Raw genomic sequence first — 26331 nt, 5'->3', positions numbered from 1 at the left:
GTCGGGTTCAAGGCGCGGTGGCTTGGTCAGACGGCGGCGGGTTCGCGTAGGGGGTCGGTGGCGAAGGCGGCGATGCCGTCGGCGAAGGACGTGGTTGCGCGGAAGCCCAGGAGGCGGGTGGCGCGGGCGGGGTCGGCTACCACGTGCCGCACGTCCGCGGGGCGGGCGCCGCCGACGATCAGCGGGGCCGGGCCGTCGCAGGCGGTGGCGAGCTCCACCGCCAGCTCGCCGACGGTGTGCGGCTCGCCGGAGCAGACGTTGACCGGCGTCAGCCGGGCGGACGGCGGGGTTGTGGTCACGGCCAGGGCGTTGGCCGCGGCGACATCGCGCACGTGCACGAAGTCGCGGCGTTGGTTGCCGTCCTCAAGGACGGTGGGGGCCTCGCCGCGCTTGAGGGCCGAGCGGAAGAGCGACGCCACGCCCGCGTACGGGGTGTCGCGGGGCATCCGGGGGCCGTACACGTTGTGGTAGCGCAGCGCCCACACGTCACCGCCGGTCTGGCGGGCCCATGCGGCCGCCAGGAATTCCTGGGCGGCCTTGGTGGCCGCATACGTGCTGCGCGGGTCGATCGGGGCGTCCTCGGGCACCAGCCGGGACTCGAGCGCGGCCCCGCACGCCGGGCACCGCGGCTCGTACTCACCCCGCTCGACGTCCTCGGCCCGCCGCGCCTCCGGACGGACCACGCCGTGCTCCGCGCAGGCGTAGCGGCCCTCGCCGTAGACGACCATCGACGAGGCCAGAACGAGCCTGCCGATCCCGGCCGCGTGCATCGCGGCCAGGAGCACGGCCGTGCCGTAGTCGTTGTGCAACGCGTACGTCGGCGCGTCCGACGGGTCGAGGCCGTGCCCGACCACCGCCGCCTGGTGGCACACGACGTCGACGCCCTTCAGCAGGCGGGCCAGGAGGTCCGCGTCCCGCACGTCGCCGATGGTCAGGTCGTGCGTGCGCAGCCACGACGGCGGCCCCGCGGTGCCGTGCGCGTTGGGCAACAGGTTGTCCAGCAGCCGCACGTCGTGGCCCTGCTCGACGAGGACGTCGGCCACGTGGGAGCCGATGAAGCCGGCGCCGCCGGTGATCAGAACTCGCATGTCGTCACCGTAGGAGCGCCACGGCCGCCAGAGCGGGTCAACGGCGGGGACGTCACGGAACCGTCAGATTCTCCGGCGGCTAACGTTGCGACCATGGAACGCAGCGCGCAGCGGCTCGGCCGGGCCCTCATCGTGATCGTCGACGACAAGGTGGCGCACGGTGAGCACGAGGACGCCACTGGTCCCTTGGTCACCGAACTGCTCGAAGAGACCGGGTTCATTGTGGACGGGACGGTCGTCGTGGCCGGCGAGACCGTCGACATCCGCAACGCCCTCAACACCGCCGTGATCGGCGGCGTCGACCTCGTGGTGACCGTCGGCGGCACCGGCGTGTCCCCGCGCGACGTCACCCCGGATGCGACCCAGGGCGTGCTCGACCGGCCGATCCCCGGCATCGCCGAGGCGATCCGGTCGTCGGGCCTGGCCGCGGGCGCGGTGGACGCGGGCGTCTCGCGTGGGCTGGTCGGGGTGTCCGGCAGCACGCTGGTGGTGAACCTCGCCGGCTCCCGGGGCGCCGTGCGCGACGGCATGGCCACCCTGTCGGCGCTCGTGCCCTACGTCATCGACGAACTGTCCGGCCTGGAAGGCAACTGATCGCGCGCGGCCCCGGGCTGGTGCCTACTCGGCCGGTTCGGGGCCGCTTTCCGGGCCCTCCGGCGGCTTGGGCTTCGCGCTGCCGTCCCGGTCGAGCACGCTCTCGACCTTGGTGCTGACCTTCTCGATCTTGTCCTCGAACCGCCCGCCGGTGACCTTGTTCAGCCCGCCTGCCGTGGCGTCGACGCCCTTGGCCGCGAGGTCGCCCGCCTTGTCCGCCAGCGGTGCCGCCTTCTCCGCGATCCCGCCGGCGACCTCGGTCGCCTTCTCCTTGGCCTGCGCGGCCAGATCCTTCGCCTTGTCCATGAAGTTCATGCCGAGCCGCCTCCAGTTGTCCGTCCGCGTTCCTTGAATCCTCCCACCGGACCGGCCCACCGCAACCGAGCGCGCGACCACCGAGCACTTGACCCACCGAGCACGGCGGGCATCGCGTGCGGAAGTGGGACGATGAAGCTGTGGACGAGGAAACCGGACCCAAGCGCAAGGGTGTCGATCGGCGGCGGCTGGACGAGGTGTTCGGCGACGTACTGCCGGACACCACCGACGACGAACGTGACCCGCGCGACCGCGCCGAGCGCCGCGGTGACGACGACTGGTACCTCGCCAACCGGCCACCGCACCACGACCGCGACTGACTTGGATCGAGCCCGAGCGGCCCGGCCCGACCCGACTTCACCCGGGCGGGGTGACCCGAACGGGGGTGCCGGGCCGCTCGCGTGCATGCGTCAGGGGGTGCGGCTTTGCTGATCGCGCAACAGGTCTCGGATCTCGGCGAGCAGTTCCACGTCGGTCGACTGGGACGGGCCCGGCTCCTCGCCACGCTTGCGACGCTCCTGGAGCTTCTTCATCGGCATCACGATGACGAAGTACACGACGCCCGCGATGATCACGAAGTTGATGGCTGCGGTGATGATGGCACCGAAGTCGATGAGCGTCTTGGGATTGCTGCCCACCAGGCGAAAGCCGAAGCCGTTGACGTTCGCGCCACCGATGGCGGCGATCAGCGGGTTGATGAGGTAGTCCGCGATCGCCTTCACGATGGCGGTGAACGCGGTACCGATGATCACCGCGACGGCGAGGTCGATGACGTTGCCGCGCATCAAGAAGTCTTTGAAGCCCTTCAGCATGCGTGCTCCTTTGGGGACGGGTGTGTTCCAGTTCCTATCGGAGGGTAATCGTCACCTCACGGGCCAGCGTCGTCGCGGCGACCCGCGTCGCGGTGTCCTCGGGTAAGGCGAGCAGCACCAGTCCCGGCTTGCCGTCCTCGTGCCGCACGGTCACCACGACGGCGTCGGTGGCGAGCACGGTGCCCACCGTCCCCTGTGGATCGAGGGCGACCACGTCGACGTGGCTGCCCGAACCGACGAGATCGGCCACGGACGGATCGGCGAGCCGGACCGGCACGACGACCGCGGTCGGGTCGCGTGCGGTCAGCACCGTGTTGCGCGACCCGACCAACCGCGCCTCGGTGATCGGCTCACCGGCACCCGCGGCACCGGCGAGCGTGCGGCCGGTCGCGGATTTGGTGGTGCGCAAGGCCGAGCCTGGGATCAGCGACGCGGGTGCCTGCACCACTCGAATGTCCGAAGCGGACAGTGCGATGCCCGGCGCGAGGTCGTGCGCGGCGACGACGACAGCCGAGGTGTCACCGGCCGGCGCACCAGGTGACCGCAAGGCAAGCGCCACGGCGAGCAACAACAACGACGCGGCGAGCACGCGTCGTGCCGTCCGGGCCCGCAGGAGGCGGCGGGCGGGCACGGCACGGAAACGGAAGCGAGAGATGCGGTTGGTCGGCATGCCATCGACGTTAGAGCCGCGGCAACCCCTCGAGGCCGGCCGGAAGCCAATCTGTGGACAACCGACCGCCTGTGGACAACTCGCTGATCGTCAGGAGGCCGCGGACGCCGTCGAGGTCGTCGAAGTGGTCGAGGTCGTCGAGGAAGAGGACGACGAAGCAGACGACGACTCGGTCGACTTCTTCGAGGAAGAAGAGGACGTGGACGAGTCGCTCGAAGAAGTGGTCGAAGACTCCGACTTGCCGCTGCCCGTCCGGCTGTCGGTGCGGTAGAACCCGCTGCCCTTGAACACCACGCCGACCGAGCTGTAGAGCTTGCGCAGCTGACCACCGCACTGCGGGCACTCGGTCAGCGCTGCGTCGGTGAAGGACTGGACCTCTTCGAAGCGGTGGTCACAAGCCTTGCACGCGTACTGGTAGGTAGGCACCGGTTCACTCCCTCGCGGACTAGCCGCGTCCTTGGCACTCGATCCCATGGAGTGCTAACGCGATTTTGCGGCACATCATGCCCGCCGCGCAAACATCGCAGGTAGAGGTCACACCGACAGCGGCATGAGCCCCCGGTTCGGGGTCAGCACGGCGGACATCCGCACGTCGTGCGGGTCGGCGGGCAGCCAGTCGACCACCTCGTCCTCCCGGACCACGGCCACGAACGCCGTACCCGGCGCGGCAAGCGGCAACGACCGGTCGTAGAACCCCGCGCCGCGCCCGAGCCGCACCCCGCTGCGGTCGACCGCCAGGGCGGGCACGAAGACGACGTCGGCGATGCGCAACGCGGCCGAACCGAGCCGCTCGCCGTCCGGCTCCGGGATCCCGTACGGCCCCATGCGCAACGCGTCGAGCCCCGCGAACCAGGCCCAGTCCAGCGGCCCGACGCCCGCGATCACCGGCAGCAGCACCCGCACACCGCGGTCCGCGACCTCCTCGAGCATCTGCACGGTGCCCGGCTCGGACCCGGTCGGCACGTACAGGCACACGGTCTGACCTGGGTGAAGCACCCGGCCCCGGGTCAGCTGCGCGGTGAGGGCGAGCGCCTCGGCGAACCGGACCGCGGCCGGCGTTCTGCGGCGCTTGCTCAGGAGATGACGGCGCCACTGCTGCTTTGATTGGAGATCACTGCCGGGGCGGGCCACAGGATGAGGTTAGAGTCGCTGTCCATGAGCCCGTCGACCGCGTTTCATACCGCTATCGTGCCGGCCGCCGGACTCGGCACCAGATTCCTCCCGGCGACCAAGGCCGTCCCGAAGGAGCTGCTGCCGGTCGTGGACACGCCGGGCATCGAGCTCGTCGCCCGCGAGGCCGCCGAGGCCGGGGCGTCGCGGCTGGTCATCGTGTCCTCGCCGGGCAAGGAAGCGGTCGCCGAGTACTTCCGCCCCAACCCCGAGCTCGAGGCGAACCTCGAAAGCAAGGGCAAGACCGACCTGCTCGAGAAGGTCCGCCGGGCCAGTTCGGTGATCCAGGTGGAGACCGCGATCCAGGAGAAGGCGCTCGGTCTCGGGCACGCCGTCGGGTGCGCGGAGCCGAACCTGACCGGCGACGACGAGGCCGTCGCCGTGCTGTTGCCCGACGACCTCGTGCTGCCCACCGGCGTGCTCAAGACCATGGCCGAGGTGCGCAGGCGCCACGGCGGGAGCGTGTTGTGCGCCTTCGACATCCCGCGTGCGGAGATCTCCGCGTACGGGGTGTTCGACGTCGAGGACACCGACCAGGACGACGTCAAACGGGTCAAGGGCATGGTCGAGAAGCCCGCCGCCGAGGACGCCCCGTCGACCTTCGCCGCGGCCGGGCGTTACCTGCTCGACCGGGCGATTTTCGACGCGCTCAAGCGGATCACGCCGGGGGCCGGCGGCGAGCTCCAGCTGACCGACGCGGTGGCGCTGTTGATCTCCGAAGGCCACCCCGTGCACGTGGTGGTGCACCGCGGCGGACGGCACGACCTGGGGAATCCGGGTGGCTTCCTGCGTGCCGCCGTGGACTTCGCGCTCGATGACCCGGACTATGGGCCGCAACTCACGGAATGGTTGCGCAGCCGGCTCGGCGTTGGGTGACCGGCAACAGGGGCGGACGACGATGAGATCAGTCGACGAGCAGCTCGCCAGGGCCCTGGCCGCGGCGGTGCGCCCGGCCCCGGTCCGGGTGGCGATCTCCGAGGCACAGGGTTTGCTGTGCGCCGAGGAGGTCGTCGCCGAACGGGCGCTGCCCGGGTTCGACCAGGCGGCGGTGGACGGGTACGCGGTGCGCAGCGTGGACGTGCAGTCCGCGGGCCAGGAAGCGGTGCAACTGCCCGTGGTGGGCGAGATCGCGGCCGGTTCGCGCCAGCCGCGGCGGTTGCAGCCGGGCCAGGCCGTGCGCGTGGTGACGGGTGCGCCGCTGCCGACGCTCGCGGACGCTGTCGTACCCCTCGGGTACACCGATGGGCACCAGGCGAAGGTGACGGTGGAGCAGCCGGTGCCGTCGGCCGCCTTCGTGCGCCGGACCGGGGAGGACGTGCAGACCGGCGACGTCGCCGTGCGCCGGGGTGCGCCGATCGGGGCGGCGCAGGTCGGCCTGCTCGCGGCCGTCGGCCGGGCGAAGGTGCTGGTCTACCCGCGACCGCGGGTGTCGATCATCGCGCTGGGCGACGAACTGGTCGAGGTCGACCGGACGCCGGGGCAGGGCGAGGTCTACGACGTGAACTCCTACGCGCTGGCCGCGGCCGCGCGGGACGCGGGCGCCGAGGTGCACCGCGTCGGGATCGTGTCGAGCGACGCGGCCCGGCTGCGCGAGGTCGTCGAGGGCAGGCTGCTGCTCTCGGAGATCGTGGTGATCGCGGGCGGTGCGGGCGGTGAGCTCGGCGAAGAGGTGCGCTCGGCGTTGTCCGACCTCGGCGACGTGGACACGACCCGCGTCGCCATGCACCCGGGATCGGTGCAAGGTTTCGGCCGGCTCGGCCCGGACGCCGTGCCGACGTTCCTGCTGCCGGGCAACCCGATGAGCGCGCTCGTGGTCTTCGAAGTGCTCGTCCGACCCCTGATCCGTGCCGTGCAGGGCAAGCGGAACCCCAGGCGCCGCGTGGTGAGCGCGAAGCTGCTGTCGCCGATCACGTCGACCAAGGGTCGCCGCGGGTTCCTGCGCGGGCAGCTGCTGCGGGACGAGAGCAACGGCGAGTACCTCGTGCAGCCGCTCGGGCTGTCCGGTGCGCACCTGCTCGCGTCGCTCGCCGAGGCGAACTGCCTCGTCCTCGTGGAGGAGGACACCACGGAGGTGCCCGCGGGTGACCAGGTCTCGGTCAGCTTCCTCGCGCAGCGCGGGTAACGCGTTGGCCGCATCGGGCTGGGCTTCCGTGCGCACCCCGGCGCGACACCCGGGCTGGCCCGCGCGCCTGGGCCCGGTGCGGGTGACCGGCGGGGTGGTGGAGCTGCGCAAGCCACGGCTGCGCGACGGCGCGGCGTGGAGCCGGGTCCGCATGCGGGACCAGCACTACCTGGAGATGTGGGAGCCGTCGGCGCCCGGCACGTGGGCCGAACGCAACTCGAACGTGGCCTGGCTCAGCCAGTGGTCGGCGCTGCGCTCGCTGGCCCGGCGCGGTCAGTCGTTACCGTTCGTCATCACCCTGGACGGTGCTTTCGCGGGTCAGATCACGATCGGCAACATCATCCGCGGATCACTGTGTTCGGCGTGGGTGGGCTACTGGGTGGCGGCCGATCTGGCCGGTGCCGGCGTGGCCACCGCCGCCGTCGCGCTCGTGGTCGACCACTGCTTCGCCGTGTCCGGGCTGCACCGGCTCGAGGCGACCGTGCGGCCGGAGAACGCGGCCAGCCTGCGCGTGCTCGCCAAGCTCGGTTTTCGCCACGAAGGCCTGTTCAAGCGCTATCTCGACGTGGCAGGCGACTGGCGTGATCACCACTGCCTGGCGATCACGGCGGAGGAGGCAAGCGGCGGAATGGTGGCGAAACTGCGGGCGGACGGGCGAGCCGGCTTCGGCTGAGATTGCCGCGTTCAGCGGCCCCGGATCACCCGTGCGGGTGAAGGTCATCTATGGATCGGATGTCGGCGCGCCTCCGACACAGATGTGACTGTTGTGACTAACGTGGCGTTCGCAGGAGCGCTGGAGGAGCCGGCGGGGGGAGGTGCGAGGGCTATGCCGACATCACTCATTGTGGTCGCGCTCGTGGTGGCGTGGCTGGTCGTCCTCGTGCCGATGATCGTCCGGAAGCGGCAGGAAGTCGCCAAGACCGCCGACACGGAGCTCGCCGCCAGGGTCGTACGCCCGGCGCGGGAGGAGTTCACGATGGCAGCCGAGCACGACGACCCAGAGGACCTCGACGACCGCGTCGATCACGCCGACCTTGTCGACGACGAATTCGACGAGGCCGTGGGCGACGACGAGCCGCAGCGGCGCTACCGGCCCGGTCGAGGCGGGTTCGACCCGCAGGCCGCCGCGCTGGCCGCGAAGGCCAAGTACGCCTTCCGGCAGCGTGTCGTGGTCACCATGATCCTGTCCGCGATCATCACCGCGGTGGTCGCGGGCGTGTCCGTGACGCCGGTCTGGTGGGTGCACGGCGCGATCGACGTGGCGCTGGTGACGTACCTGGGGTACCTGCGCAGGCAGGTGCGGATCGAAGAGGAGATCCGCGAGCGCAGGCTGGCCCGGATGAGCACCGTGCGGCGCTCGCACGCCCACCCGCGCCCGGAGATGGTCGCCGAGACCGCGGTGGAAGACCCGGAGCCCAGGCGTGAGCACGGCATCCTCACCCAGCCGGCCCCCACCAGCCACCACGGCGCCGTCGTCGTCGACCTGGACGACGAGGACCCGGCATTCGACGAACTCGACGAGCCCGACGTGCTGCCGTACCGGCGGGCCGTGGGCGAGTGAGGGGGTGCGCGGCAGGGCCTGACAGCCTGGCTGTTATGCTCTTCGCGCACCGATGAGGGGCTGTAGCGCAGTTGGTAGCGCGTCTCGTTCGCATCGAGAAGGTCAGGGGTTCGATTCCCCTCAGCTCCACAGATGGCAGGCTCGTGCTCGCGGAGAGCGCGAGCCTTTTCTGTTTCGCGTGTTCCCCGGGGACCGACCTCTAACTCCTTGCGGTGGTAGTCAATGAGCAGGGATGCGGCGTGGCGTTGGAGCGCTGACCATGCGAGCGTCGGCGCATGCCCGCGAGGTCGATTCCCTGTGGGGCCGATCGGGGACGTTGTGCTCCGCGTGTTGTGATGCGCTTTCGCGATAGATCAGCTAACTTCGAACCCGTGTTCGACAGCGGTTGCGACTCGTTCGAAGGCAACCTCCAGGCTCTCGTGCTCCCAGATGCGGATCACCGTCCAACCCGCTGCCGCCAGCACCTCATCAGCTCGTCGATCACGTTCGACGTTGCGCCGGAGTTTCGGCGTCCAGTACCAGTCGTTGGTCGTCGGCTGCCTCCCGTGCTCCGGGCACACATGCCAGAAGCAGCCGTCCACGAACACGGCAATCTTGCGAGCGGTGAAGACGATGTCCGGCCGGACCTTGACACCGTCGTCAAACCGGAGCAGGTGATCTTTCCGATATCGCAGGCCGCGCCGGTGGAGGGCACTCCGCAACGCCACCTCGGGCTTGGTTCCGGATCGACGGTTCGCTTGCATGTTCCGCGACCGGCCCTCGTTCAGAGGAGCGGGGTAGAGGCCCTTGGCATGGGCCTCTGCCCGGTGAGCACTGCGATCTTCGTCGGGCACGGTCATCCCGTCTGGCATGCGGCTTTGCGTCATTCGCGGTCGTGTCAGAAGATACCTCAGGCTCACCGTGAGCCTGATGATCGAACAGTTGAGGGGGACCAGTGACAGTCCCTGAGGCCGAGAAGCCGTTGAAGGTCGTCGAGATCTGCGCCGGCGCGGGTGGTCAGGCTCTTGGGCTCATGCAGGCTGGCTTCGAGCACGAGCTCGCGATCGAGCTCGACCCCACGGCGGCAGACACCCTTCGCGCGAACCTGCGTGCCCGACATGACCCTGAAGAGAAGTCAAAGGGTGGACCGTCAGAGGTGAAGAAGAGCCGCGGTGCGAAATCGCCCGTCCCGGCCACGGTCGAGATCGTCGATCGTGTCATCACCGGTGATGTTGCTTCTGAAGAGGTCTGGAAAAAGGCGCACAAGTCCGGCCTCGCCCTTCCGGAGGGATTCGACCTGCTGGCCGGCGGCGTGCCGTGCCCTCCGTTCAGCTTGGCCGGTCAGCAGCGGGGATCGGCGGACGAGCGTGACTTGTTCGCGTGGGCGGTACATCAATGTCAGAAGCTCAAGCCTCGCGCCCTGCTTCTTGAGAACGTCCGGGGTCTCAGCATGCCGAGGTTCTCTGGGTACCGGCAGGAGATCCTGGACCGGCTGATCGACATGAAGTACGTCGCCGAGTGGCGGCTGCTCAATGCCTCGGACTTCGGTGTGCCGCAGCTGCGGCCGCGGTTTGTGCTGGTAGCACTGCAAGAAGAATTCGCCCCCTACTTCCGCTGGCCCAAGCCGCAGGGCAATCCGCTCACCGTTGGGGAGACGCTTCGCGATCTGATGGGTTCCCGTGGTTGGAAGGGACTCGACGACTGGGTGACGAAGGCCAATGGCATTGCGCCCACGATCGTCGGCGGGTCAAAGAAGCACGGCGGTGCCGATCTGGGGCCGACTCGCGCCAAGAAGGCGTGGGAGCAGCTGGGTGTGGACGCATGGGGTATCGCAAACCACCCGCCGGCCGAGGACGACGTCTTCGAGGTCGGGCCGAAGCTCACCACGGACATGGTCCAGCTCCTGCAGGGGTGGAAGCCGGGTGAATGGCAGTTCACAGGCCTGAAAACCTCCAAATACCGCCAAGTGGGCAACGCCTTTCCTCCACCAGTCGCCAAGGCTGTCGGGGAAGCGATCAAGTCGGCGTTGCTCAAGCAAGGCGACCCGGTCGATCGCGACATTGACACCGAGCACGATCCGGTCTACCGCGCGCTGCGCAACGCCGGCGACTTCATGACTGCAGCGCAGATCTCCAAGGCGATCGGCGAAGAGATCGAGGCGCACGAACTGGAGCGCCGAATCTCTTTGCTGAACAAGGACTTCAAGGTTGAGATCGGGCGAACCAACAGCAACGTCGCCACGTTCAAGCTCGGCGAGTTCAGGGCGTTCGTCGGGCAGGCCGACCATGTTCGGCACGATCTGTTCAACAAGAACAAGTCAAAGATCAGCTAGCTGGCGGTGCCCCCGCCGGCGGGGGCACCTGCGGACTTGCTGTCAAGGAGCATTTCTAGCAGTGCATTGGCGTCTTTCTGTAGCTCGTGTTCACGCAATGTTATCGATAGTCGAATGATCTGCGTTTGCCGGTGGTCCTCACGATGGTCGCGCCCGTATATCTTGATCAGGGTGTCGGCTAGATCGTCGTAGTGCCGGTGGCGAAAATGCACGATGCACAGTGCGACCTCGTCGGTGTTGAGGTGCTCGGGCAGCCGTGATAGCAGCGTCACCGTTTGTGCGTACTGGCCCTGTGCGGCCAGTCGGATGGCTTCGGCCGCTGCCTGCGGTACCAGCCCTGCAAACTTGTTGGCCTGCCGGTCCCCTGTATCGCGGGGGACCGGCGGAGCTCCAGACTCTGCCATGTCGGCTGCCAGCGTAAGAGCCCGCTGCTCAACGCGGCGTTGGCGAGCCTTCGCTCGGCGCCCGTCAGCGGACGCCGCCCCGTCCCGGAGCTCCAGCAATATTTCGCAGGTCAGAGGCAGGGGGCCGACGACGCGTTCGTCGATCGCTTTATAGAGAGCTATGACGACGCGCTCCGACGGCACGTTTGTGCCGCTGAAGTACCTGCAAAGACTCGACGGTGCCAGGGGGCCGGCCCTCATAGCGTGGATCAGCTGGGTGTGAGACATCCGCTTGCCGTCTTGGCCAGCCGTGCAGTCGTGCAGGTGGCGCAATGCCCTTGCGAGGAGCTGCCGTTCCTCGGGCAGCTCCTCGTTGATCTCCGACAGCCTGTCCCCCGGACGCATCTCCACCCCTCGCCAGTTGTGTGTAGTTGCGCACGACTGTACGCCTGCCGAACGTCCCGTGGTATTGCAAAATGTATCGCGCAACACGAATTTTCCGTTTCGTGTTGCGCGATATAACTCGCAACGAGGGCCGCATATCGCGCAACAAGAATCGCTAGCCGAGTGGTCTTCGGATGTGCTCTTGTTGGGGGGCGCCGTTGAGTGCGCCCAGCGCCATACGGACGCTTGTAGGCTCGTCACTGTCATAGGAGGGAAACAATGTCCACACCGATGCCCTCGTGGAGGGACACGCAGCGCGGCAGCATGGTGAGGGGGGCGCTTTGGCTGGTACAGGAGGTCGGCCACGGCGGGATCTTCACGAAGGGCGCCCTGCGCGAGGCATTCCCGGAGGTCTCACAGATCGATCGTCGGCTGCGCGATCTCAGGGACTACGGCTGGCAGATCGACACGCACCGCGAGGACCCCGAGCTGAAGCAGGATGAACAGCGTCTCGTCCAAGTGGGTGCTGAGGTATGGGTACCCGGTCAGTCCAAGACCAAGGCGAAGAGCAGCATCACCGCCGCGCAGCGCCAGAAGGTGATGGAGGGCGACGGGTGGCTCTGCCGGTCGTGCGGCATCGCGGGCGGCGACAGTTACGACGACGGGACGACTGCGCAGCTCGACATCGCTCGCCGCCAGGTGCTGCTCCCCGATGGCAGTGAAGAGGTCCAGCTCAGCACTGAGTGCAACAGGTGCCGGGTGGGCGGCCGGGGCAGCGTCGTGGGTCTCGGTGAGATCCTGCGCCTCGTGGACTCGCTTGGCCCGCTCGAGATGAAGATCTTCGCCGGCTGGCTCAGCGCCGACGAACGTCGGCTCAGCGGTATGGAGAAGTTGTGGGGGCTTTACCGGGCAATGCCGGCTGATTCGCGTGCGGCTGTACGGCGCGCGGTGCTCGGGGACGATGAAATGGGAGTGAAGATTTGATGCACCGGGAGTTTCCTGCCCCGCCGCGAGCCGCGGAATTCAGCGAGCTGGTGAAGAAGCGGCTCGCGGAGGCGAAAGAGGCGGGGGGTACACGGGAGACCGTGACGGTCGACTGGAACGGGCAGGCTTTGCACGTCGATGTGATCGAGACGCCGCTCAACGGTCTGTACTTCAACCCAGCGACGCACCGTATCCGCGCGCAGCGCACGCACGACCCGAAGCGGGATGCGGAGCTGGAAGCGGACCCGTACAGCGCGGCGAGCCAGGATTACCTGAAACACCTGCTACAGGCGTCGCCGGCGGACCCGAACCGCAGGGACCCGGAGTTCGACGACCTGCTCGAAAGCCTCAAAGAATTCGGGCAGAACGACCCAGGGCTCATCACCCATCAGGGAGTGCTGGTCAACGGGAACACTCGAGCCGCCGCACTACGGGAGAGTGGAGCTCAATCGATGCGCGTGGGTGTGCTGCCGGAGTCCTTCACTTGGGCAGACGTCAACTCGGTCGAGCTCTCCCTACAGCTTCGCAAGGACCACCGGCGCGAGTACTCGTACATCAACAGGTTGCTCGCGATGGAGGAGCAGGCCGCCTTGGGACGCACGCCGGAGCTGATCGCAAAGGAGTTCCGGATCCGCACGGAGACCTACAGGCAGGAGCGATGGATCCTCGGGGTGATTTACGAACTGATCGAGCGGAGCAGGGACCCGGAGCACGGTACCGCGCTGAGGCTGATCGATTTCGAGCACCACCAGGAGAAACTCAAGGAGTTGTACCGGGCTTACGACAAGATGAAGGCGATTGATCCCGATCGCGCCGATGTTCTCAAGGAGCTGAGGCTTGCTGCGATCACCCTCGAATTCGCAAAGACCGACGTCCGCCTCATCGAGGACGGCACGGAGTTCAGGAAAAGGTACTTGGACAGCGAGTTGCCGGCGGGGTTCGCGGCCGCGGACCCCGCAGACGCTTCGGTCTCCATTCCAGGTCTGGGCATCAGTGTCGCCGGCACCTCCGATGCGGTCGCTGCCGCACGAGGCCTCACCGACCAGATCCTCAGGGCAAAGGCGGGCCGGGGCGCGACGGGTGTCTTGTCCGATGACCAGAGCCGCGCCGCCAGCCAGTCGTATGAACAGGTCAAGAGAGCGTTCGACACGGCATTGGAGACGGCGGGCCGCAACGCCCGCCTCAAGAAGCGCAAGCAGATGGCGCCGGGCCGGCTGGCAGATGCGAGTGCGAGCATCGATCTGTGCGTTGCCGACCTCGTGCAGGCCCGCAGCTCACGCTCGCTGGACGAAGAGGCTTTCGACGATGCCGTGCTCAAGCTGAGGGACAGCCTTCGCAAGCTTGCCAAGCAGGCCGGCCGGGGCCTCCAGAACCCTGGTGACGGCGTGACCTGGCTGCTCGACGCGACCGCACCGGGAGGAATTCGGTGAACAACGGCCAGACGGAGCCGTCGCTGCATCTCGACTTCAACGAGACGCGAACCAAGATCACAATGAGGACGGTGCAGGCGCACCGTGAGGACCTCGTTCGGCTGGCCACCCGTTTCGACACGGGGACGCAGCTCGGCCCGCTGGCGATCGCTGTCGACCTCGATGACCTCCTGTCCCAGCTGAACTTGCTGTCGACTTGGCCCAGTCCCGCGAGCGTGCAGTGGGCGGACGAGCTCGCCGAGCTCGTCCGCGGCAACGTCGACGACTCCACGACGGTACGGACACAGCTGGGCAACCCCGCGGCCCCTGGGGCTGTTGTGGCAGAGGACGTTCCTTCGCTGCTTGGCAACGATTGGATAGGTGATCTTCGCGAGTTCCAGCGCCGTGACATCGCCAAGTTGCTGTCATTGCGGCACGGCGCGAACTTCAGCGTGCCCGGAGCAGGCAAGACTCGTGTGGCTTTGGCGGTGTTCGCAGCTCAGCGCGTCCAGGGCACAGCTCAGCGCGTGCTTGTCGTGTGCCCTAAGTCGGCGTACGAGTCCTGGCGGTTCGAGAGCGTGGAGTGCTTCCGCAAGCCACTGCGCACGGAGGTCTTCGAGCGTTCCATCGACTCGGCGACCGAACTGCTGATCATCAACTATGAGCGCCTCAGCAGGTCCGCCGGTGCTCTGGCAGCCTGGCTGAAGGCGGCTCCCTCGATGATGATCCTCGACGAGGCGCACCGCATGAAGCTGGGAACCCGCGGTGCATACGGTTCCGCCTGCATGGCGCTTGGCCCGCTCGCCCGCAGGCGGCTGATCCTCACTGGTACCCCTGCCCCGAACGGAGCGAAGGACCTCGAAAGCCTCATGGGTTTTTCGTGGCCCGGATACGGCCATCGGACGGTCGCGTCGGCAGTGGCGGGGGGCGACCTGGCGCATGCGAGCACCGTTCTCCGGCCGCTGTTCGCGCGCACCACAAAACTCGAGCTCGGGCTTCCCCCGATGGAGACGAAGGTGCGCTTCGTCGATATGCCTGCGTTGCATGGCGAGATCTACGACTCCTTAGTGGGGAAGGAAGCCGGGCTATCCGGGCGCGACGATCTCGCAGCTTTGGGCAAAACCGCATTGCGATTGCTGATGGCAGCAACCAGTCCGGCGCTGTTGCTGGACGGCGAGACCAGGTACGAGCCGCTGGAGTATCAGCTGCCTCCGCTCGACATCCCCAAGAGCGACTCGCTGTACACGCTGCTGAAGCGCCTGCCCGACTACGAGCTGTCCCCGAAGTACCAGGAAACGGTCGCGATCGTTGCTAAGAACGCCACGCGGGGCAGGAAAACTCTGGTGTGGTCGACGTTCGTGCGCAGCCTCACCACGCTGCACAAGCTCCTGGCGGCCTACCAACCAGCTATTGTCCATGGCGGGACGATCGACCGCGCCGGCGAACTGCGCCGCTTCCAGAACGACCCGGATTGCCTAGTGCTCGTGTCGAACCCGGCCACGCTCGGCGAAGGCATCAGTCTTCACCAGGTGTGCCACGACGCTGTCTATGTCGACCGCGACTTCGTGGCAGGACGATTCCTGCAGAGCCTCGACCGAATTCACCGGCTCGGTCTTGCCGCGGATGTCGAGACGCGGGTCACCGTTCTTGCCGCCCGCGACACGATCGACGAGGTCGTCGAGCTGCGCTTGGCGAAGAAGCTCGAGTTCATGGGGAAGGTCCTGGATGACCCTTCCGTGCAGCAACTGTCGGATCTCGAAGAGGAGCCTGCGATCGCAAGCGGCCTGGAGCCCAGTGATGTCCAGGCGCTTCTGAACCACATCGGCAGATGACGCGGATGGCGTGACGCACTCCTGCCGGGTAGCAACGAATGAGGGTCGGGATGCCCTCGAATACGAGCTGCTCACCGTCAGCCGGCCGAGCTGTACGTCGTCCCGAGTGCGGTCACCGAGCCGCGGTTGACCAACACCGTCATCGGTTCGACGCCGTTCGACGTAGTCCTCGACATCGATCGATCAGGGTTTGCGGGCTACTCCGGCCCAGACAGCGGACTCGGGGCCGGTGCCGATCTCGATGGGCTGGACGCCCCCGCCCGGTTCCTCCGCGTGCCAGTCGGGCGTCCACGTCATACCGGGCTCGACGAGTTCGAAGTCGCCCATGAACGCGTTGATCTCCGGGCGTGAGCGCAGCAGGACGCCGTTGCTCGACGCGTCGAACATCATCTTGATCGCCGCCATCTCCTCGGCGCGGGTCGCGGAGACGCCGTCGTCGGTGGCGTGCGAGATCACCAGGTAGGAACCGGGGGCCATGAGCTCGCGGTAGCGCGCGACCGACGCGGCGCTCACGTCTTCGCCGTCCGGGCCTGGCTGGGCGGCGTGCAGCACGGCCAGCATGAGCACCGCGACCGGCTCGTCGAGGTTCAGGATCCCCAGTCCCGCAACGGTTTCCCACACCCGGTCCGGTTCGCGCAGGTCGCCCAGGATGGCCGCCTGCCTGCGCGGGTCGCCATCCTCTTCGAGGATCATCTGCGAGTGCGCGACCGCCACCGGCTCGTAGTCCACGTACACGACGCGGCTGTCCGGCGCGATCTCGTCGGCCACCTCGTGCGTGTTGCCGACCGTCGGCACCCCCGAGCCGATGTCCAGGAACTGCCGCACGCCCGCCTTCGCCAGGTAGCGCACCGCCCGGTTGAGGAACATCCGGTTGGCCACCGCGATGTCGCGGATGATCGGAACCCTGCTGATCAGCCGGTCACCGAGCTCGCGGTCGATCGCCCAGTTCGCCGTGCCACCGAGGAAGTAGTCGTACACCCGGGCGATGCTCGGGTGGTCGAGGTCGACGCCCTTCGGGGGGATCGGGTCCGATGCGGTGCTCACGTCGAGGGTCCTTTCCGGCGTCCCACGCCGAGTGTGTGGATCATCAGTGGTGCGGTCTGCCTGCGGTAGTCCGCGGCGGCGTCGGTCTCGGACAGCTCACGGGCGTACGCCACGACGGTGTTGAGGAACTCCCGGCTCTCGTCCGGGTCGAGCGCGGCGTCGATCAGCCGCTGCCGGGCGAGGTGGAAGAGCTGGATGTCGGCCTCCGCCTTGATCTCGGTGCCGCCCGCGGGGTGCTCGATGTAGATGTAGTCCCGCTTCTGGCCCGCGGCGAAGCTCATGATGGTGAAGTCGGTCGGCGCGAACGGGAGCCGCGCGGTGAACGGCAGCACCTGCACCGTCACGACACCGGGGTAGCGGTCGGCCAGCTCGGCCAGGTACTGCGCCTCGTCCCAGACGACGAACGGGGAGAACCCGTCGGGCGTGCGGTAGAGGCACGACTCGCCCAGCACGAAGTGGTACTTGGGCGGCTGGTCGAGGTCGAAGATCTCCTTGCGGCTGCGCCGGGCCCGCCAGTGCCGGGCCAGTTCGCCGCCGGCCACCCCGGCCGCCGAGAACTGCTTGTGCATGTAGTGCTCGGTCTGCAACAGGCCGGGCAGGCGCTCGGTGTGCCAGCTGAACACCGCGGACGCGGCGGGCTCGAGCACCGCGAACTTCTGGAACCAGGCCGGGACGCTCGGCTGGGCCATCGAGTTCGGCAGTTCCTCGATCTCGTAGGCCTGCTTGCGCAGGTTCTCCGCGTGCTCCTCGCCGACGCCGCAGACTTCGATGATCTTCTCGAGCTCCGGGAGCTTGACCCGGTTGCTGCCGTCCTCCAGCTTGTTGATCTTGCCTTGGGTGCAGCCCAGTGCGTCGCCGAGCATCTTCTGCGACAGGCCCGCGGATTCCCGGACGAGGCGGATCTCCCCGCCGAGGCGCTCCATGGCCAGTTGCCTGCGACCTGCTGTCGCGATGTCGGGCACCAACACTCCGCTCAACGTGCATGCCGGGTGTACTGCGTCCTCGACTTTATCCAACTGGACCACGAAGATGCCGGGCGACGTCCGGGTTTTCCTAGTGTTCCACCGCCAGGAACGCGGCCCAGCTGCCGGGGCCGAACAGCAACGGCGTCCCCGCCGCGTTCTTGCTGTCGCGCACGCCCACGACCCCGCTGGTGCCGCGGTTGACCTCCACGCAGTTGCCGCCGTTGGGGCCGCAGCGCCCCGCCTTGCGCCAACCGGCCTCAGGAAGGTTCGTGCCGTCGCACCGATCGCGGTTCATCGTCACCAGTCCCCGAACAGTCGTTGTCTCTTGCCGATTAATCGTGCCGCACGATTAATCGGTTGCGCAATGCCCGCGCGCGGCCCGGGGACCCCCGCGCGCCTCCGATCCGACGAGTCGTCGCAGGTCAACTGAACGAAAGTTGATCTTGAAAATTAATCGGAAATGTTGCCGCCATACCAGTGATTGATCACGGTGGCCAGGGCAAGCCTTGAGATTCACACGATCAGGGGTTGATCTTCGGAATAATCCGAGGTCAGAGGCAACTTGCAGCGCCGCTCGTCGTGTCCTCTGGTCCGTTCGTCGCAGAAACCGCCGCCGAGAGGTGCTCATCGGCGCACGCGGCGCTATAGATTTAGTTGCAACTCAGAAACGGATGCGGCCCCCTGCGCCACACAGGGAGCCGCTCACGCTGCCGCCACGCGATGCAAGGCCTGCGATCCGAAAGGCAACAACATGGAGAGCATAGAACGAGCGCCGACGATTAATCCAGACCTAGCGCAAGACTCACACGGTCGGGTTGGTCGGCGCACGATTTACGTCGGCGGGGCCTACTGTCCGCAGAACCAGCCCCGGGCGGCTGAGCCGCCCGAGCCGCGCAAGCCCCTCGAACAGTCGGCCGCGTACACGACCGGTGACGATCTGGACGACTGGAGCCCGGAACGGGGCACCCCGCTCGACCGGCTGGTCGCGACCTGGCCCGCCTGGGTACGGATCGCCCTCGTGGCAGCCGTGCTCGTCCTCGGTGCGGTCGCCATGCTGACCGCGGGCGCCGGGGTCGGCGCCGTCCTCACCGGGACCTCATTCCTGCCCTAGTGTTCAGTTTTCTGGGCTTGGCCACAGCTCGCCGGCTTCGACGGCGAACGGCAGGTGGTTCCCCGCCGGCGGCAGCGGGCACGTCGCGAAGGTCGTGAAGGCGCACGGCAGGTTGGTGGCCCTGGTGAAATCCAGGGTCGCTTCGCCGTCGTCGGTCACCGGGACGTTCAGCGACCGGTTCGCCGGGTAGGTCGTCACGCCGCTGGTCTCGTCGGTGAACAGGATGTTCAGCGTCGTCTTGTCCGGCCCGTTGAACGCGGTCAGCCGGTGGGTCCGGCCGTCGTGGGTGAACTCGACGACGCCGGGCGACTGGTAGACGTGCTGCAGGCCCTCGACCACCGCGCCGACCGTCACCGGCTCCGGCTCGGCGAAGGGCAGGTAGCGCCCGGTGAACCGCCAGCGCGGGTCCGGTTCGTAGGCGGGAACACCCTCGAACGCGGTGCGGGTGGGCGACTTCGGGTCGCGGATCCGGATGACGTAACCGCCGCGGCGGGCGAGTTCCACCACCCGGTCGCCCGCGGCGATCATCAGGCCCGGACCGCTCTCGACCAGCTCGAACCGGCGCTTGCCGGTGATCGGCTCACCGTCGACGGACAGCTCGCCGTCCGCCTCGACGACGGCGGCCTCGTCCTCGGACCACCAACGACCGGGCAGGTCGTGGTAGGCCCGTGGTTCGTCGTCGAGCCAGTCGATCGAGACCAGGCTGAGCCAGCCGTGCGGTGCCGCCAGCACCCGCTCGCGCTTGGCGTGCCACTCCTGCCACTGCGTGCTGAAGTCCATGCGAGGGAAACGTCGCGGCGGGCACTCGCATTCCGTGACTAGGGTTGACGTGTGCTCGACGTCGCGGTGCCCTACCTGCGTTGCCCGGTCTGCGCGGCCGGCCTCGCCGACGCCGGCGGTCCGTTGCGCTGCGCGAACGGGCACAGCTTCGACCGCGCCAAACAGGGTTACGTCAGCCTGCTCACCGGCGGCAAGCACCCGGTGGGGGACACCGCGGAGATGGTCGCCGCTCGCGCGGACTTCCTGGCCGCAGGGCACTACACGCCGATCGTCGAGTCCCTTGCAGACGTGGCGCCGGCGCATGGCGCGGTGCTCGACATCGGTGCGGGCACCGGGTATTACCTCGCGTCCCTTGTGGACCGAGTTCCTGAGTCCGTTGGCATAGCGGCGGACGCGTCGAAGTTCGCCTTGCGGCGGGCGGCCCGGGCGCACGCGCGAGTCGGGGCGATCGGGTGCGACGCGTGGCAGGGGCTGCCGGTGCGAACCGGCTCGATTTCGCTGGTGCTCAACGTGTTCGCGCCACGCAACGGCCGCGAGATGCGCCGGGTGCTCGCCGACGACGGCCGGCTGGTGGTGGTCGCGCCGACCCGGGCGCACCTGGGTGAACTCGTGCGCGCGTTGCGGCTGATCGAAGTGGACGCCGACAAGCGGCAGCGCATCGACCAGCAGCTGGCGCCGCACTTGCGACCCGACGGCAGCACGTCCTGCGAGTTCACGCTTTCCTTGTCCCGCAAGGACGTGCACGCCGTGGTCGGGATGGGGCCGAGCGCGTGGCACGTCGCCGAGGCCGCCCTGGCCGAGCGGATCGCCGCCCTGCCCGAGCCGATGACCGTGACGGCCTCGGTGGAGGTTCTCACCTACCGGCCCGGGTAGGCACTGTCCTGCGGATCCGTGGTCGCGGTCTTCGCGCCGAGGCGGCCCCTGGCGGCGTTGGCGGAAAGCCCGAGTACCTCCGGTACGAGGGCTTCCCGCCGCCTTGCCAGGAACCACCTCGATCACGAAGCCCATCGACCGAGATCCACAGGACAGCGCCTAACCGCGCCCGGCGACCCATTCCTCGACGATGTCCGCGAGCACCGACAACGGCAGTTCGCCGCCGCCCAGCACCACGTCGTGGAAATCCTTGATGTCGAAAGCGGCGCCCAGCTCCTGCTCCGCGAACCGCCGCAGCCGCTGGATCTCCAGGCGCCCGACCATGTACGCCAGCGCCTGGCCCGGGCACTCGATGTACCGGTCGGTCTCCTGCTGGATCTCCGTTTCGGGCATGACCGTGTTGGCGCGCAGGTAATCCACGCATTGCTGCCGGGTCCAGCCCAGCGCGTGCAGCCCGGTGTCGACGACGAGCCGGGCGGCGCGCACGGAATCGCACGCGAGCATGCCGAGCAGCATCAGATCGCTCGAATACAGGCCCATTTCCTGGGCCAGCCGCTCGGTGTAGAGGGCCCATCCCTCGCCGTAGGAGGTGGTCAACGGAAGCGTGCGCAACACCGGCAGGTCGGACAACTCCTGCGCGATCGCGTTCTGGAAGTGGTGGCCCGGCACCCCTTCGTGGAACGCGGTGGCCTCGGAGGTGAAGCGGTCGCGGGTCTGTGCCCGGTAGGTGTTGGCGAAATACGTCCCCGGACGGCTGCCGTCCGGTGCGGGCGGCATGTAGTAGGCGGTCGCGGCGATGGGCGCGTCGGCGTCGGGCACCGGCTTGACCACGCAGTCGGCCCTGGGCGTGCGGCGGAACCAGCCAGGTGCCGCCGCGGTCGCGCGGGCGATCACCGCGCGGGCGCTGTCGAGCAGCTCCTCGGCGTTGTCCCAGCGCAGCGCGGGATCCGTGCGCAGCCGGTCCTGCACTTCGGCGGCCGTGCCCAGGCCGAACTCGCGGCCGCCGAGCTCGGCGTACTCGTCGGCGAGCTTCGCGATCAACTCGCGGCCGGTGTCGTGCAGCTGCTGGGGCGTGAGGTCGGTCGTGGTGTGCATGCGGGCCAGGCGCCGGTACACCTCCTCGCCGCCGTCCAGGTGGCAGAGGCCGGGGTGGTCGTCGTCGCGGCCGCGGCCGCGCACCTCGCTCTCGAGCACGTCGCGGTAGCGCGCGAGGGCGGGCCGGACCTGCTCGGCGACGATCCGGTCGCGCCGCGCGGCGCGGTCACCGGTCAGCGGCGCGCCGAAGGGCGCGTCCTGGGCGAGGAACCGGTCGACGAACCCGATCGCGTTGGCGGTCATGCGATCCACCGGCGCACGGCCGGCGGCCAGCCCGTTGCGGTGCCGGTCGGCCAGCGTGCCGTAGAACGCGGGCACGGCCGCGAGCCGGGCGAGGTAGTCCTCCTCGGCCCGATCGCCGCTCGGCTCCAGCTGCGGCAGCATCGCGAGGAGCTTCGCGCCCTCGGACATCAGCGGGTCGGCGACGACGAACTCCTCGGTGCGCGCGTCCACGCGGGCGAGCAGGGCGTCCGCCTGATGGGCCACGACCGCGAGGGTGAGCCGGTCCAGGTCGGTCGAGGCCGCCGCTTGCTCGCCGATGCGGACCGCCCGATCCCGCAAGCGTTTGCGGGCCTCGGGGGAGAGGTCGGGCAACTCCTGGTCGTGGCCCGGCAGACCGACGAACGTCGCCTCCACCGGCATTTCTGCGGCGATCGCGTCCACCATGTCGTCGGCCAGCGCCGCCGCGCTCGGTTCGGTCACGCCTGTGCCTCCGCCCACTGCGCCACCACGTCGGCCAGCACGGACATGGGCAGCGGGCCGGTGCTCAGCACGACGTCGTGGAAGTCTTTGACGTCGAACTTCTCGCCCAGCTTCGCCTCGGCGGCCCGGCGCATCCGCTGCAACTCCAGGCGGCCCACCATGTAGGCCAGTGCCTGTCCCGGGCACTCGATGTAGCGGTCGGTCTCGGACTGGACCTCGGTCTCGTTCATCACCGTGTGGGCCCGCAGGTAGTCGACGCACTGCTGCCGCGTCCAGCCGAGCGCGTGGATGCCGGTGTCCACGACCAGGCGGGCGGCCCGCATCGAGTCCTCGGCGAGCATGCCCAGGCGCATCAGGTCGTTGGAGAACAAGCCCATCTCGTCGGCCAGCCGCTCGGCGTAGAGGGCCCAGCCCTCGGCGTGTGCGGTCACCTCGGCGAGCCTGCGCAGCATCGGGACGTCCGTCATCTCCTGCGCCAGCGCGATCTGGAAGTGGTGGCCCGGGACCGCCTCGTGGAAGGCGAGTGACTCGGCGATGAACTTGTCCCGGGTCTCCGCGCGGTAGGTGTTGGCGAAGAACGTGCCCGGCTTGCTGCCGTCGAGCGCGGGCGGGTAGTAGTAAGCACCCGAGGCGACCGGCCCGTCGGCCTCCGGCACCGGTTCGACGACGCACTCGGCCTTGGGCACCCGCTTGAACCACTGCTTCGCCGCCTCGGTCGCCCTCACCACTGCAGCGCGCGCGCTGGTGAGCAGTTCGTCGGCGTCGCGCCAGCGCATCGCCGGGTCGGTGCGCAACCGCTCCTGCACCTCGGCGGCGGTGTGCAGGCCGAACTCCCGGCCGCCGATCTCGCGGTACTCCTCGTCGAGCTTCGCGATCACGTCGAGGCCGATGTCGTGCAGCTCTCGCGGCGTGAGCGCGGTGGTCGTGTGCATGCGGGCGAGCGCGGCGTAGACCTCCTGCCCGCCCTCGAGGTGGCAGAGCCCCGGGTGGTCGTCGTCGCGGCCCTTGCCGACCACCTCGTCGGCCAGCACGTCGCGGTAGGCCCGCAGCGCCGGGCGCACCTGCTCGGTGTAGACGCGGTCGCGCTCGGCGGCGTGCTCGGCGCAGAGCCGCTGCGGGAACGGCGAATCCTGCTCCAGGAACCGGTCGACGAACGCGACCGCCTTGCGTGCCATGCGATCCACCGGCGCGCGGCCCCCGGCGATGCCGTCGCGGTGGCGCTGCGCGAGAGTCTCGTAGAACGCGGGCAGCCCGGCCAGCCGGGCGAGGAAGTCCTGCTCGGCCTGCTCGCCGTTGATGTTCAGCTGCGGCAGGAACGACAGCATCTTGGCGCCCTGGGCGTCCATCGGGTCGGCGAGGACGAACTCCTCCATGCGCGCGTCGAGCCGGGCGAGGATCGCCTCCGCCTGGTGCACGACGAGACCGAGGGTCACCCGGTCGTCGTCGCTGCTGGTGCGCGCCTGCTCGAGGATCGCGGTGACGCGCTCGCGCAGGCGGGCCTGGGCGGGCAGCGTGAGGTCGGGCAGGTCGCGGTCGTGCCCGGGGATGCCGACCAAGGTGGCGACCACGGGCATCTCGACCGCCTGCGCGTCGAGCAGGTCGTCGGCCAGCGCGGCGGCGGTGGGAGCGTCTGTCATGCCCCCATCATGGTTGGAACACGGTTGCCGCGTCATCGGCATTGGCCGCGGGCGTGGCCATCGACACTGCTGACACTGCGAGGTCACGGTGCGCCGGGAATCCTGGAGGGCGCAGGCGCGTTGGAGCAGGTGTCCGATCAGTCGTGACGAAGGAGGCCCGTCGGTGGCCACGGTGGAACTCACCAAAGACAACTTCAACGAGGTCGTGGGCGGTGGTGGCACCGTTCTCGTCGACTTCTGGGCGTCCTGGTGCGGTCCGTGCCGTCAGTTCGCCCCGGTGTTCGACAAGGCGTCCGAGGCCCACGACGACATCACGTTCGCCAAGGTGGACACCGAGGCCAACCCCGAGCTGTCCGCGGCGTTCAACATCACGTCCATCCCCACGCTGATGGCGGTGCGGGACGGCATCGTGCTCTACGCGCAGCCCGGCGCGCTCCCGGCGCCCGCCCTGGAAGACCTGATCTCGCAGGTCGAGAAGGTCGACATGGACGACGTGCGCAAGCAGGTCGCCGAGGCGCAGGCCGCCGAAGGCGCCGAGCAGCAGTCGTAAGACCGTGCATGAGCCGCGGTGGCCGAGTCCGGCCACCGCGGCTCAGTGCTGTCACAGGAGGCTGTTCACCAGGGGATTTGTGGCGAGCGGTAGTAGTTGATGCCCATCGCGTCCCAGGTCGGTGCCTGGGCGGCGACGCGCCGCGCGAAGTCGTCGTAGTCGTGGGTCGACCACGGTGACCAGCCCAGCTCGGCGATCGCGGGCAGCCGCGGGAACGCCATGTACTCGATGTCGGCCATCGTGACGATGGTCTCGGTCCACAGTGGAGCCTCAACGCCCTGGACCGAGGATTCCGGCACGCCGTCGAGGAACGTGCCCGGATCCCAGCCGTAGGCGTCCTTCTCCTCGATCAGCCCCGCCCACTTCTGGCCGATCGGGGTGTTCGGGTTGTACTTCATGTCGAGGTAGGTCTTGTTGGCCGGCGACATGATGACCTTGTTGCCGCGCGCGGCCGCGGCAGCCACGTCGGTGTCCGTGCTGTCGGTGCCCCAGTACTGCGGCAGCGCCGACGGGTCCGGATTGGTCTTCGCCAGCTCGTGCCAGCCGGTCGCGATCTTGCCGTACTTGGCCACGATCGGCAGCATGCGGTGCATGAACGTCTGGTAGTCCGCCGGCGTGGTCGCGTGCGCCTCGTCGCCACCGATGTGCAGGTACGGGCCGGGGGTGATCGAGGCCAGCTCGCGGATCACGTCGTCGAGGAACCGGTAGGTGATGTCCTTGGCCACGCACAACGAGCTGAACCCGACGCTGGTGCCGGTGTAGAGCGGCGGCGCGACGCCGTCGCAGTTCAGCTCCGCGTAGGACGCCAGGGCTGCGTTCGTGTGCCCGGGCATGTCGATCTCCGGCACGATCGTGATGTGCCGGGATTCGGCGTAGGCCACCAGGTCCTTGTACTGGTCCTGCGTGTAGTAGCCGCCCGGGCCGCCGCCGACCTCGGTGCTGGCGCCGTAGGCCGTGAGATTCGGCCAGCTCTTGATCTCGATCCGCCAGCCCTGGTCGTCGGCCAGGTGCAGGTGGAGGTAGTTGATCTTGAACATGGCGATCTCGTCGATGTAGCGCTTGACGTCGTCGACACCGAAGAAGTGCCGCGCCACGTCGAGCATCGCGCCGCGGTGCTCGAAGCGCGGGTAGTCCAGCACCGAGCCGCCGGGCAGGGTGCCGGCGTGTACGAGCTGGCGCAGCGACTGGACGCCCTCGAACAGACCGTCGGAGGTGTTGGCGGCGAGCTCGACGCCGCCGTGGCGGATGTCGAGCGTGTAGCCCTCCGTGCCGATGCGCGGGTCGTGGCCGAGCCGCAACGTGATGGCGTTGCCGCGGCCGTGGTCGGCGACGCCCGGGTGCAGGCCGAGCACGGTCGCGAGGTAGGCCGCGACGCCGCTCGCGTCCCTGGTCGTGGCCACGACCTTGGTGCCGGGGGTGAGCTTGAAGTCGTCGTGCTGGCGGGCCTGCGACCAGACCGGCGCGGGCACGAGCGCGCCGAGCCGGGCCGGGGCCGGCGGCTGGTGGTTGTCCGGTGCGGCGATGGCGGTCGTCGTGACGGTCAGCGCCACCGCGGTGGCGGCCACCAATGCGCGCCGGAAGATGCGTGGTGTCACGGGGGTCCTCCCATGCGAACCCGATGCGGGGACCTCATAATGTCTAGACCACAGTGGTCTAAACCACAACCTCCATCGGGGCATGGTTGCCCTGAGTCTCGGCCTGGTTTTGCTTGGGTGCTGCTGGGTGGCTGGGCGCGGTTTTCCACAGGCACCCAGTTGTCCACAGATCCACTGGCCGACCGTTTCCCCAGCTCAAACCCGATAGACTGGGTGAGGGGGAGCCCCCAGGGACGGGTGGGCCCTGCGCGCGGCGTCGAAGTTGATCATGGGTGAGAGTCGGCTTGTGTGGGCTGCGGGTGACGCCGTCGGTTGGGCATTGATGGGGCATCGGCGGGGTAGCG

27 protein-coding genes, 1 tRNA gene and 1 pseudogene are annotated in these 26331 nt (G+C 68.6%); 14 read left to right on the top strand and 15 right to left on the bottom strand.

What is annotated here, in order from left to right:
• Window positions 1-26 precede the first annotated feature (26 nt).
• A complete protein-coding gene (locus EV186_RS01395; RefSeq protein ID WP_133847257.1) occupies window positions 27-1088 on the bottom strand; it encodes an NAD-dependent epimerase/dehydratase family protein in 1062 nt (353 codons plus the stop codon).
• Between the two features lie 93 nt (window positions 1089-1181).
• Here EV186_RS01395 and EV186_RS01390 point away from each other — a divergent pair, with 93 nt between their 5' ends.
• Window positions 1182-1682, top strand: a complete 501-nt coding sequence (locus EV186_RS01390) for a MogA/MoaB family molybdenum cofactor biosynthesis protein (protein ID WP_133847256.1) — start codon at window positions 1182-1184, stop codon at window positions 1680-1682.
• A gap of 24 nt (window positions 1683-1706) precedes the next feature.
• Here the strand turns inward: EV186_RS01390 and EV186_RS01385 are convergent, their stop codons facing one another.
• The gene (locus EV186_RS01385; RefSeq protein WP_133847255.1) at window positions 1707-1997 is read right to left on the bottom strand and encodes a hypothetical protein; all 291 of its coding nucleotides are present in this window, start codon (window positions 1995-1997) and stop codon (window positions 1707-1709) included.
• Between the two features lie 140 nt (window positions 1998-2137).
• Between EV186_RS01385 and EV186_RS01380 the strand changes: the two genes are divergently transcribed.
• Window positions 2138-2317, top strand: coding sequence for a hypothetical protein (locus tag EV186_RS01380; RefSeq protein WP_133847254.1), 180 nt, complete (start codon window positions 2138-2140; stop codon window positions 2315-2317).
• A 90-nt stretch (window positions 2318-2407) separates the two neighbouring features.
• Here the strand turns inward: EV186_RS01380 and mscL are convergent, their stop codons facing one another.
• Both mscL and EV186_RS01370 read right to left on the bottom strand, forming a co-directional pair.
• Window positions 2408-2809 carry a large-conductance mechanosensitive channel protein MscL gene (gene mscL / locus EV186_RS01375; protein WP_133847253.1) on the bottom strand — a complete coding sequence of 134 codons (402 nt, stop codon included), beginning with the start codon at window positions 2807-2809 and terminating at the stop codon, window positions 2408-2410.
• Between the two features lie 34 nt (window positions 2810-2843).
• The gene (locus EV186_RS01370; protein WP_133847252.1) at window positions 2844-3479 is read right to left on the bottom strand and encodes an SAF domain-containing protein; all 636 of its coding nucleotides are present in this window, start codon (window positions 3477-3479) and stop codon (window positions 2844-2846) included.
• Between EV186_RS01370 and EV186_RS40665 the strand changes: the two genes are divergently transcribed.
• Window positions 3478-3750 (top strand): hypothetical protein, encoded by a 273-nt coding sequence (locus EV186_RS40665; RefSeq protein ID WP_341814454.1) that lies wholly within the window; start codon window positions 3478-3480, stop codon window positions 3748-3750. The genes EV186_RS01370 and EV186_RS40665 overlap by 2 nt on opposite strands.
• 14 nt (window positions 3751-3764) lie before the next feature.
• On the opposite strand, the pseudogene EV186_RS40660 reads toward EV186_RS40665, so the two are convergent.
• Together EV186_RS40660 and EV186_RS01360 are read right to left on the bottom strand one after the other, a co-directional pair.
• A pseudogene (locus tag EV186_RS40660) lies at window positions 3765-3953 on the bottom strand (FmdB family zinc ribbon protein); the annotation flags it as partial.
• A gap of 60 nt (window positions 3954-4013) precedes the next feature.
• Entirely contained in the window at window positions 4014-4610 is a 597-nt protein-coding gene (locus EV186_RS01360) for a 5-formyltetrahydrofolate cyclo-ligase (RefSeq protein WP_133847250.1), read from the bottom strand.
• Between the two features lie 24 nt (window positions 4611-4634).
• On the opposite strand from EV186_RS01360, the gene EV186_RS01355 reads away from it, so the two are divergent.
• The 5 genes from EV186_RS01355 to EV186_RS01335 all read left to right on the top strand — a co-directional run bounded on the left by EV186_RS01355 (window position 4635) and on the right by EV186_RS01335 (window position 8461).
• Window positions 4635-5525 (top strand): UTP--glucose-1-phosphate uridylyltransferase, encoded by an 891-nt coding sequence (locus EV186_RS01355; RefSeq protein ID WP_133847249.1) that lies wholly within the window; start codon window positions 4635-4637, stop codon window positions 5523-5525.
• Window positions 5526-5547: 22 nt separating this feature from the next.
• Window positions 5548-6771, top strand: coding sequence for a molybdotransferase-like divisome protein Glp (glp, locus tag EV186_RS01350; RefSeq protein ID WP_133847248.1), 1224 nt, complete (start codon window positions 5548-5550; stop codon window positions 6769-6771).
• A 4-nt stretch (window positions 6772-6775) separates the two neighbouring features.
• The gene (locus EV186_RS01345; protein WP_208115520.1) at window positions 6776-7444 is read left to right on the top strand and encodes a GNAT family N-acetyltransferase; all 669 of its coding nucleotides are present in this window, start codon (window positions 6776-6778) and stop codon (window positions 7442-7444) included.
• Between the two features lie 153 nt (window positions 7445-7597).
• A complete protein-coding gene (gene sepX / locus EV186_RS01340; RefSeq protein ID WP_133847247.1) occupies window positions 7598-8332 on the top strand; it encodes a divisome protein SepX/GlpR in 735 nt (244 codons plus the stop codon).
• A gap of 56 nt (window positions 8333-8388) precedes the next feature.
• A tRNA-Ala gene (locus EV186_RS01335) sits at window positions 8389-8461 on the top strand.
• 224 nt (window positions 8462-8685) lie between these two features.
• Here EV186_RS01335 and EV186_RS01330 read toward each other — a convergent pair.
• Entirely contained in the window at window positions 8686-9171 is a 486-nt protein-coding gene (locus EV186_RS01330) for a very short patch repair endonuclease (RefSeq protein ID WP_133847246.1), read from the bottom strand.
• A 95-nt stretch (window positions 9172-9266) separates the two neighbouring features.
• Between EV186_RS01330 and EV186_RS01325 the strand changes: the two genes are divergently transcribed.
• A complete protein-coding gene (locus tag EV186_RS01325; RefSeq protein WP_133847245.1) occupies window positions 9267-10643 on the top strand; it encodes a DNA cytosine methyltransferase in 1377 nt (458 codons plus the stop codon).
• On the opposite strand, the gene EV186_RS01320 is transcribed toward EV186_RS01325, so the two are convergent.
• On the bottom strand, window positions 10640-11431 hold the full coding sequence (locus EV186_RS01320; RefSeq protein WP_133847244.1) for a hypothetical protein: 792 nt from the start codon (window positions 11429-11431) through the stop codon (window positions 10640-10642). The genes EV186_RS01325 and EV186_RS01320 overlap by 4 nt on opposite strands.
• A 258-nt stretch (window positions 11432-11689) precedes the next feature.
• Here EV186_RS01320 and EV186_RS01315 point away from each other — a divergent pair, with 258 nt between their 5' ends.
• The 3 genes from EV186_RS01315 (at window position 11690) to EV186_RS01305 (ending at window position 15635) form a co-directional block, all read left to right on the top strand.
• Window positions 11690-12394 (top strand): hypothetical protein, encoded by a 705-nt coding sequence (locus tag EV186_RS01315; protein WP_166658980.1) that lies wholly within the window; start codon window positions 11690-11692, stop codon window positions 12392-12394.
• Window positions 12395-12495: 101 nt separating this feature from the next.
• Entirely contained in the window at window positions 12496-13824 is a 1329-nt protein-coding gene (locus tag EV186_RS01310; RefSeq protein ID WP_243753766.1) for a ParB N-terminal domain-containing protein, read from the top strand.
• The gene (locus EV186_RS01305) at window positions 13821-15635 is read left to right on the top strand and encodes a DEAD/DEAH box helicase (protein WP_243753765.1); all 1815 of its coding nucleotides are present in this window, start codon (window positions 13821-13823) and stop codon (window positions 15633-15635) included. The genes EV186_RS01310 and EV186_RS01305 overlap by 4 nt, the downstream gene beginning before the upstream one ends.
• A 183-nt stretch (window positions 15636-15818) precedes the next feature.
• Here EV186_RS01305 and EV186_RS01300 read toward each other — a convergent pair whose 3' ends face one another.
• From EV186_RS01300 to EV186_RS01285, 4 genes are all read right to left on the bottom strand, one after another.
• Window positions 15819-16679: an SAM-dependent methyltransferase gene (locus tag EV186_RS01300; protein WP_133847242.1), complete on the bottom strand. Its 861-nt coding sequence runs from the start codon at window positions 16677-16679 to the stop codon at window positions 15819-15821.
• Window positions 16676-17641 (bottom strand): helix-turn-helix domain-containing protein, encoded by a 966-nt coding sequence (locus tag EV186_RS01295; RefSeq protein WP_133847241.1) that lies wholly within the window; start codon window positions 17639-17641, stop codon window positions 16676-16678. The genes EV186_RS01300 and EV186_RS01295 overlap by 4 nt, the downstream gene beginning before the upstream one ends.
• Before the next feature lie 91 nt (window positions 17642-17732).
• Window positions 17733-17939, bottom strand: coding sequence for a DUF397 domain-containing protein (locus EV186_RS01290; protein ID WP_133847240.1), 207 nt, complete (start codon window positions 17937-17939; stop codon window positions 17733-17735).
• Window positions 17940-18758: 819 nt separating this feature from the next.
• Window positions 18759-19535, bottom strand: a complete 777-nt coding sequence (locus EV186_RS01285) for a DUF1684 domain-containing protein (RefSeq protein ID WP_133847239.1) — start codon at window positions 19533-19535, stop codon at window positions 18759-18761.
• Window positions 19536-19586: 51 nt separating this feature from the next.
• Here EV186_RS01285 and EV186_RS01280 point away from each other — a divergent pair, with 51 nt between their 5' ends.
• Entirely contained in the window at window positions 19587-20408 is an 822-nt protein-coding gene (locus EV186_RS01280) for a putative RNA methyltransferase (protein ID WP_133847238.1), read from the top strand.
• Window positions 20409-20567: 159 nt separating this feature from the next.
• Here the strand turns inward: EV186_RS01280 and EV186_RS01275 are convergent, their stop codons facing one another.
• Both EV186_RS01275 and EV186_RS01270 read right to left on the bottom strand, forming a co-directional pair.
• Complete coding sequence (locus tag EV186_RS01275) at window positions 20568-22169, bottom strand: DUF885 domain-containing protein (RefSeq protein WP_133848679.1); 1602 nt, start codon at window positions 22167-22169, stop codon at window positions 20568-20570.
• A gap of 32 nt (window positions 22170-22201) precedes the next feature.
• Window positions 22202-23842, bottom strand: a complete 1641-nt coding sequence (locus EV186_RS01270; RefSeq protein WP_133847237.1) for a DUF885 domain-containing protein — start codon at window positions 23840-23842, stop codon at window positions 22202-22204.
• A 163-nt stretch (window positions 23843-24005) separates the two neighbouring features.
• On the opposite strand from EV186_RS01270, the gene trxA reads away from it, so the two are divergent.
• Window positions 24006-24392 (top strand): thioredoxin, encoded by a 387-nt coding sequence (gene trxA / locus EV186_RS01265; protein ID WP_133847236.1) that lies wholly within the window; start codon window positions 24006-24008, stop codon window positions 24390-24392.
• A gap of 65 nt (window positions 24393-24457) precedes the next feature.
• On the opposite strand, the gene EV186_RS01260 is transcribed toward trxA, so the two are convergent.
• A complete protein-coding gene (locus tag EV186_RS01260; RefSeq protein ID WP_424981811.1) occupies window positions 24458-25987 on the bottom strand; it encodes a beta-N-acetylhexosaminidase in 1530 nt (509 codons plus the stop codon).
• Window positions 25988-26331 lie beyond the last annotated feature (344 nt).

It is taken from the genome of Labedaea rhizosphaerae, from assembly GCF_004362825.1.
In the GTDB taxonomy this organism is placed as follows: Bacteria; Actinomycetota; Actinomycetes; order Mycobacteriales; family Pseudonocardiaceae; genus Labedaea; species Labedaea rhizosphaerae.
The sequence above is the reverse complement of the archived record's forward strand: the minus strand, read 5'-3'. Positions and strand labels throughout refer to the sequence as shown.

Coding starts and splice junctions, on each gene's coding strand:
- EV186_RS40665 (WP_341814454.1), top strand. CDS start 3,478: ATGCCATCGACGTTAGAGCCGCGGCAACCCCTCGAGGCCGGCCGGAAG.
- EV186_RS01370 (WP_133847252.1), bottom strand. CDS start 3,479: ATGCCGACCAACCGCATCTCTCGCTTCCGTTTCCGTGCCGTGCCCGCC.
- EV186_RS01395 (WP_133847257.1), bottom strand. CDS start 1,088: ATGCGAGTTCTGATCACCGGCGGCGCCGGCTTCATCGGCTCCCACGTG.
- EV186_RS01330 (WP_133847246.1), bottom strand. CDS start 9,171: ATGACCGTGCCCGACGAAGATCGCAGTGCTCACCGGGCAGAGGCCCAT.
- EV186_RS01290 (WP_133847240.1), bottom strand. CDS start 17,939: ATGAACCGCGATCGGTGCGACGGCACGAACCTTCCTGAGGCCGGTTGG.
- glp (WP_133847248.1), top strand. CDS start 5,548: ATGAGATCAGTCGACGAGCAGCTCGCCAGGGCCCTGGCCGCGGCGGTG.
- EV186_RS01390 (WP_133847256.1), top strand. CDS start 1,182: ATGGAACGCAGCGCGCAGCGGCTCGGCCGGGCCCTCATCGTGATCGTC.
- EV186_RS01385 (WP_133847255.1), bottom strand. CDS start 1,997: ATGAACTTCATGGACAAGGCGAAGGATCTGGCCGCGCAGGCCAAGGAG.
- mscL (WP_133847253.1), bottom strand. CDS start 2,809: ATGCTGAAGGGCTTCAAAGACTTCTTGATGCGCGGCAACGTCATCGAC.
- EV186_RS01270 (WP_133847237.1), bottom strand. CDS start 23,842: ATGACAGACGCTCCCACCGCCGCCGCGCTGGCCGACGACCTGCTCGAC.
- sepX (WP_133847247.1), top strand. CDS start 7,598: ATGCCGACATCACTCATTGTGGTCGCGCTCGTGGTGGCGTGGCTGGTC.
- EV186_RS01355 (WP_133847249.1), top strand. CDS start 4,635: ATGAGCCCGTCGACCGCGTTTCATACCGCTATCGTGCCGGCCGCCGGA.
- EV186_RS01275 (WP_133848679.1), bottom strand. CDS start 22,169: ATGGTGGACGCGATCGCCGCAGAAATGCCGGTGGAGGCGACGTTCGTC.
- EV186_RS01285 (WP_133847239.1), bottom strand. CDS start 19,535: ATGGACTTCAGCACGCAGTGGCAGGAGTGGCACGCCAAGCGCGAGCGG.
- EV186_RS01320 (WP_133847244.1), bottom strand. CDS start 11,431: ATGCGTCCGGGGGACAGGCTGTCGGAGATCAACGAGGAGCTGCCCGAG.
- EV186_RS01315 (WP_166658980.1), top strand. CDS start 11,690: ATGTCCACACCGATGCCCTCGTGGAGGGACACGCAGCGCGGCAGCATG.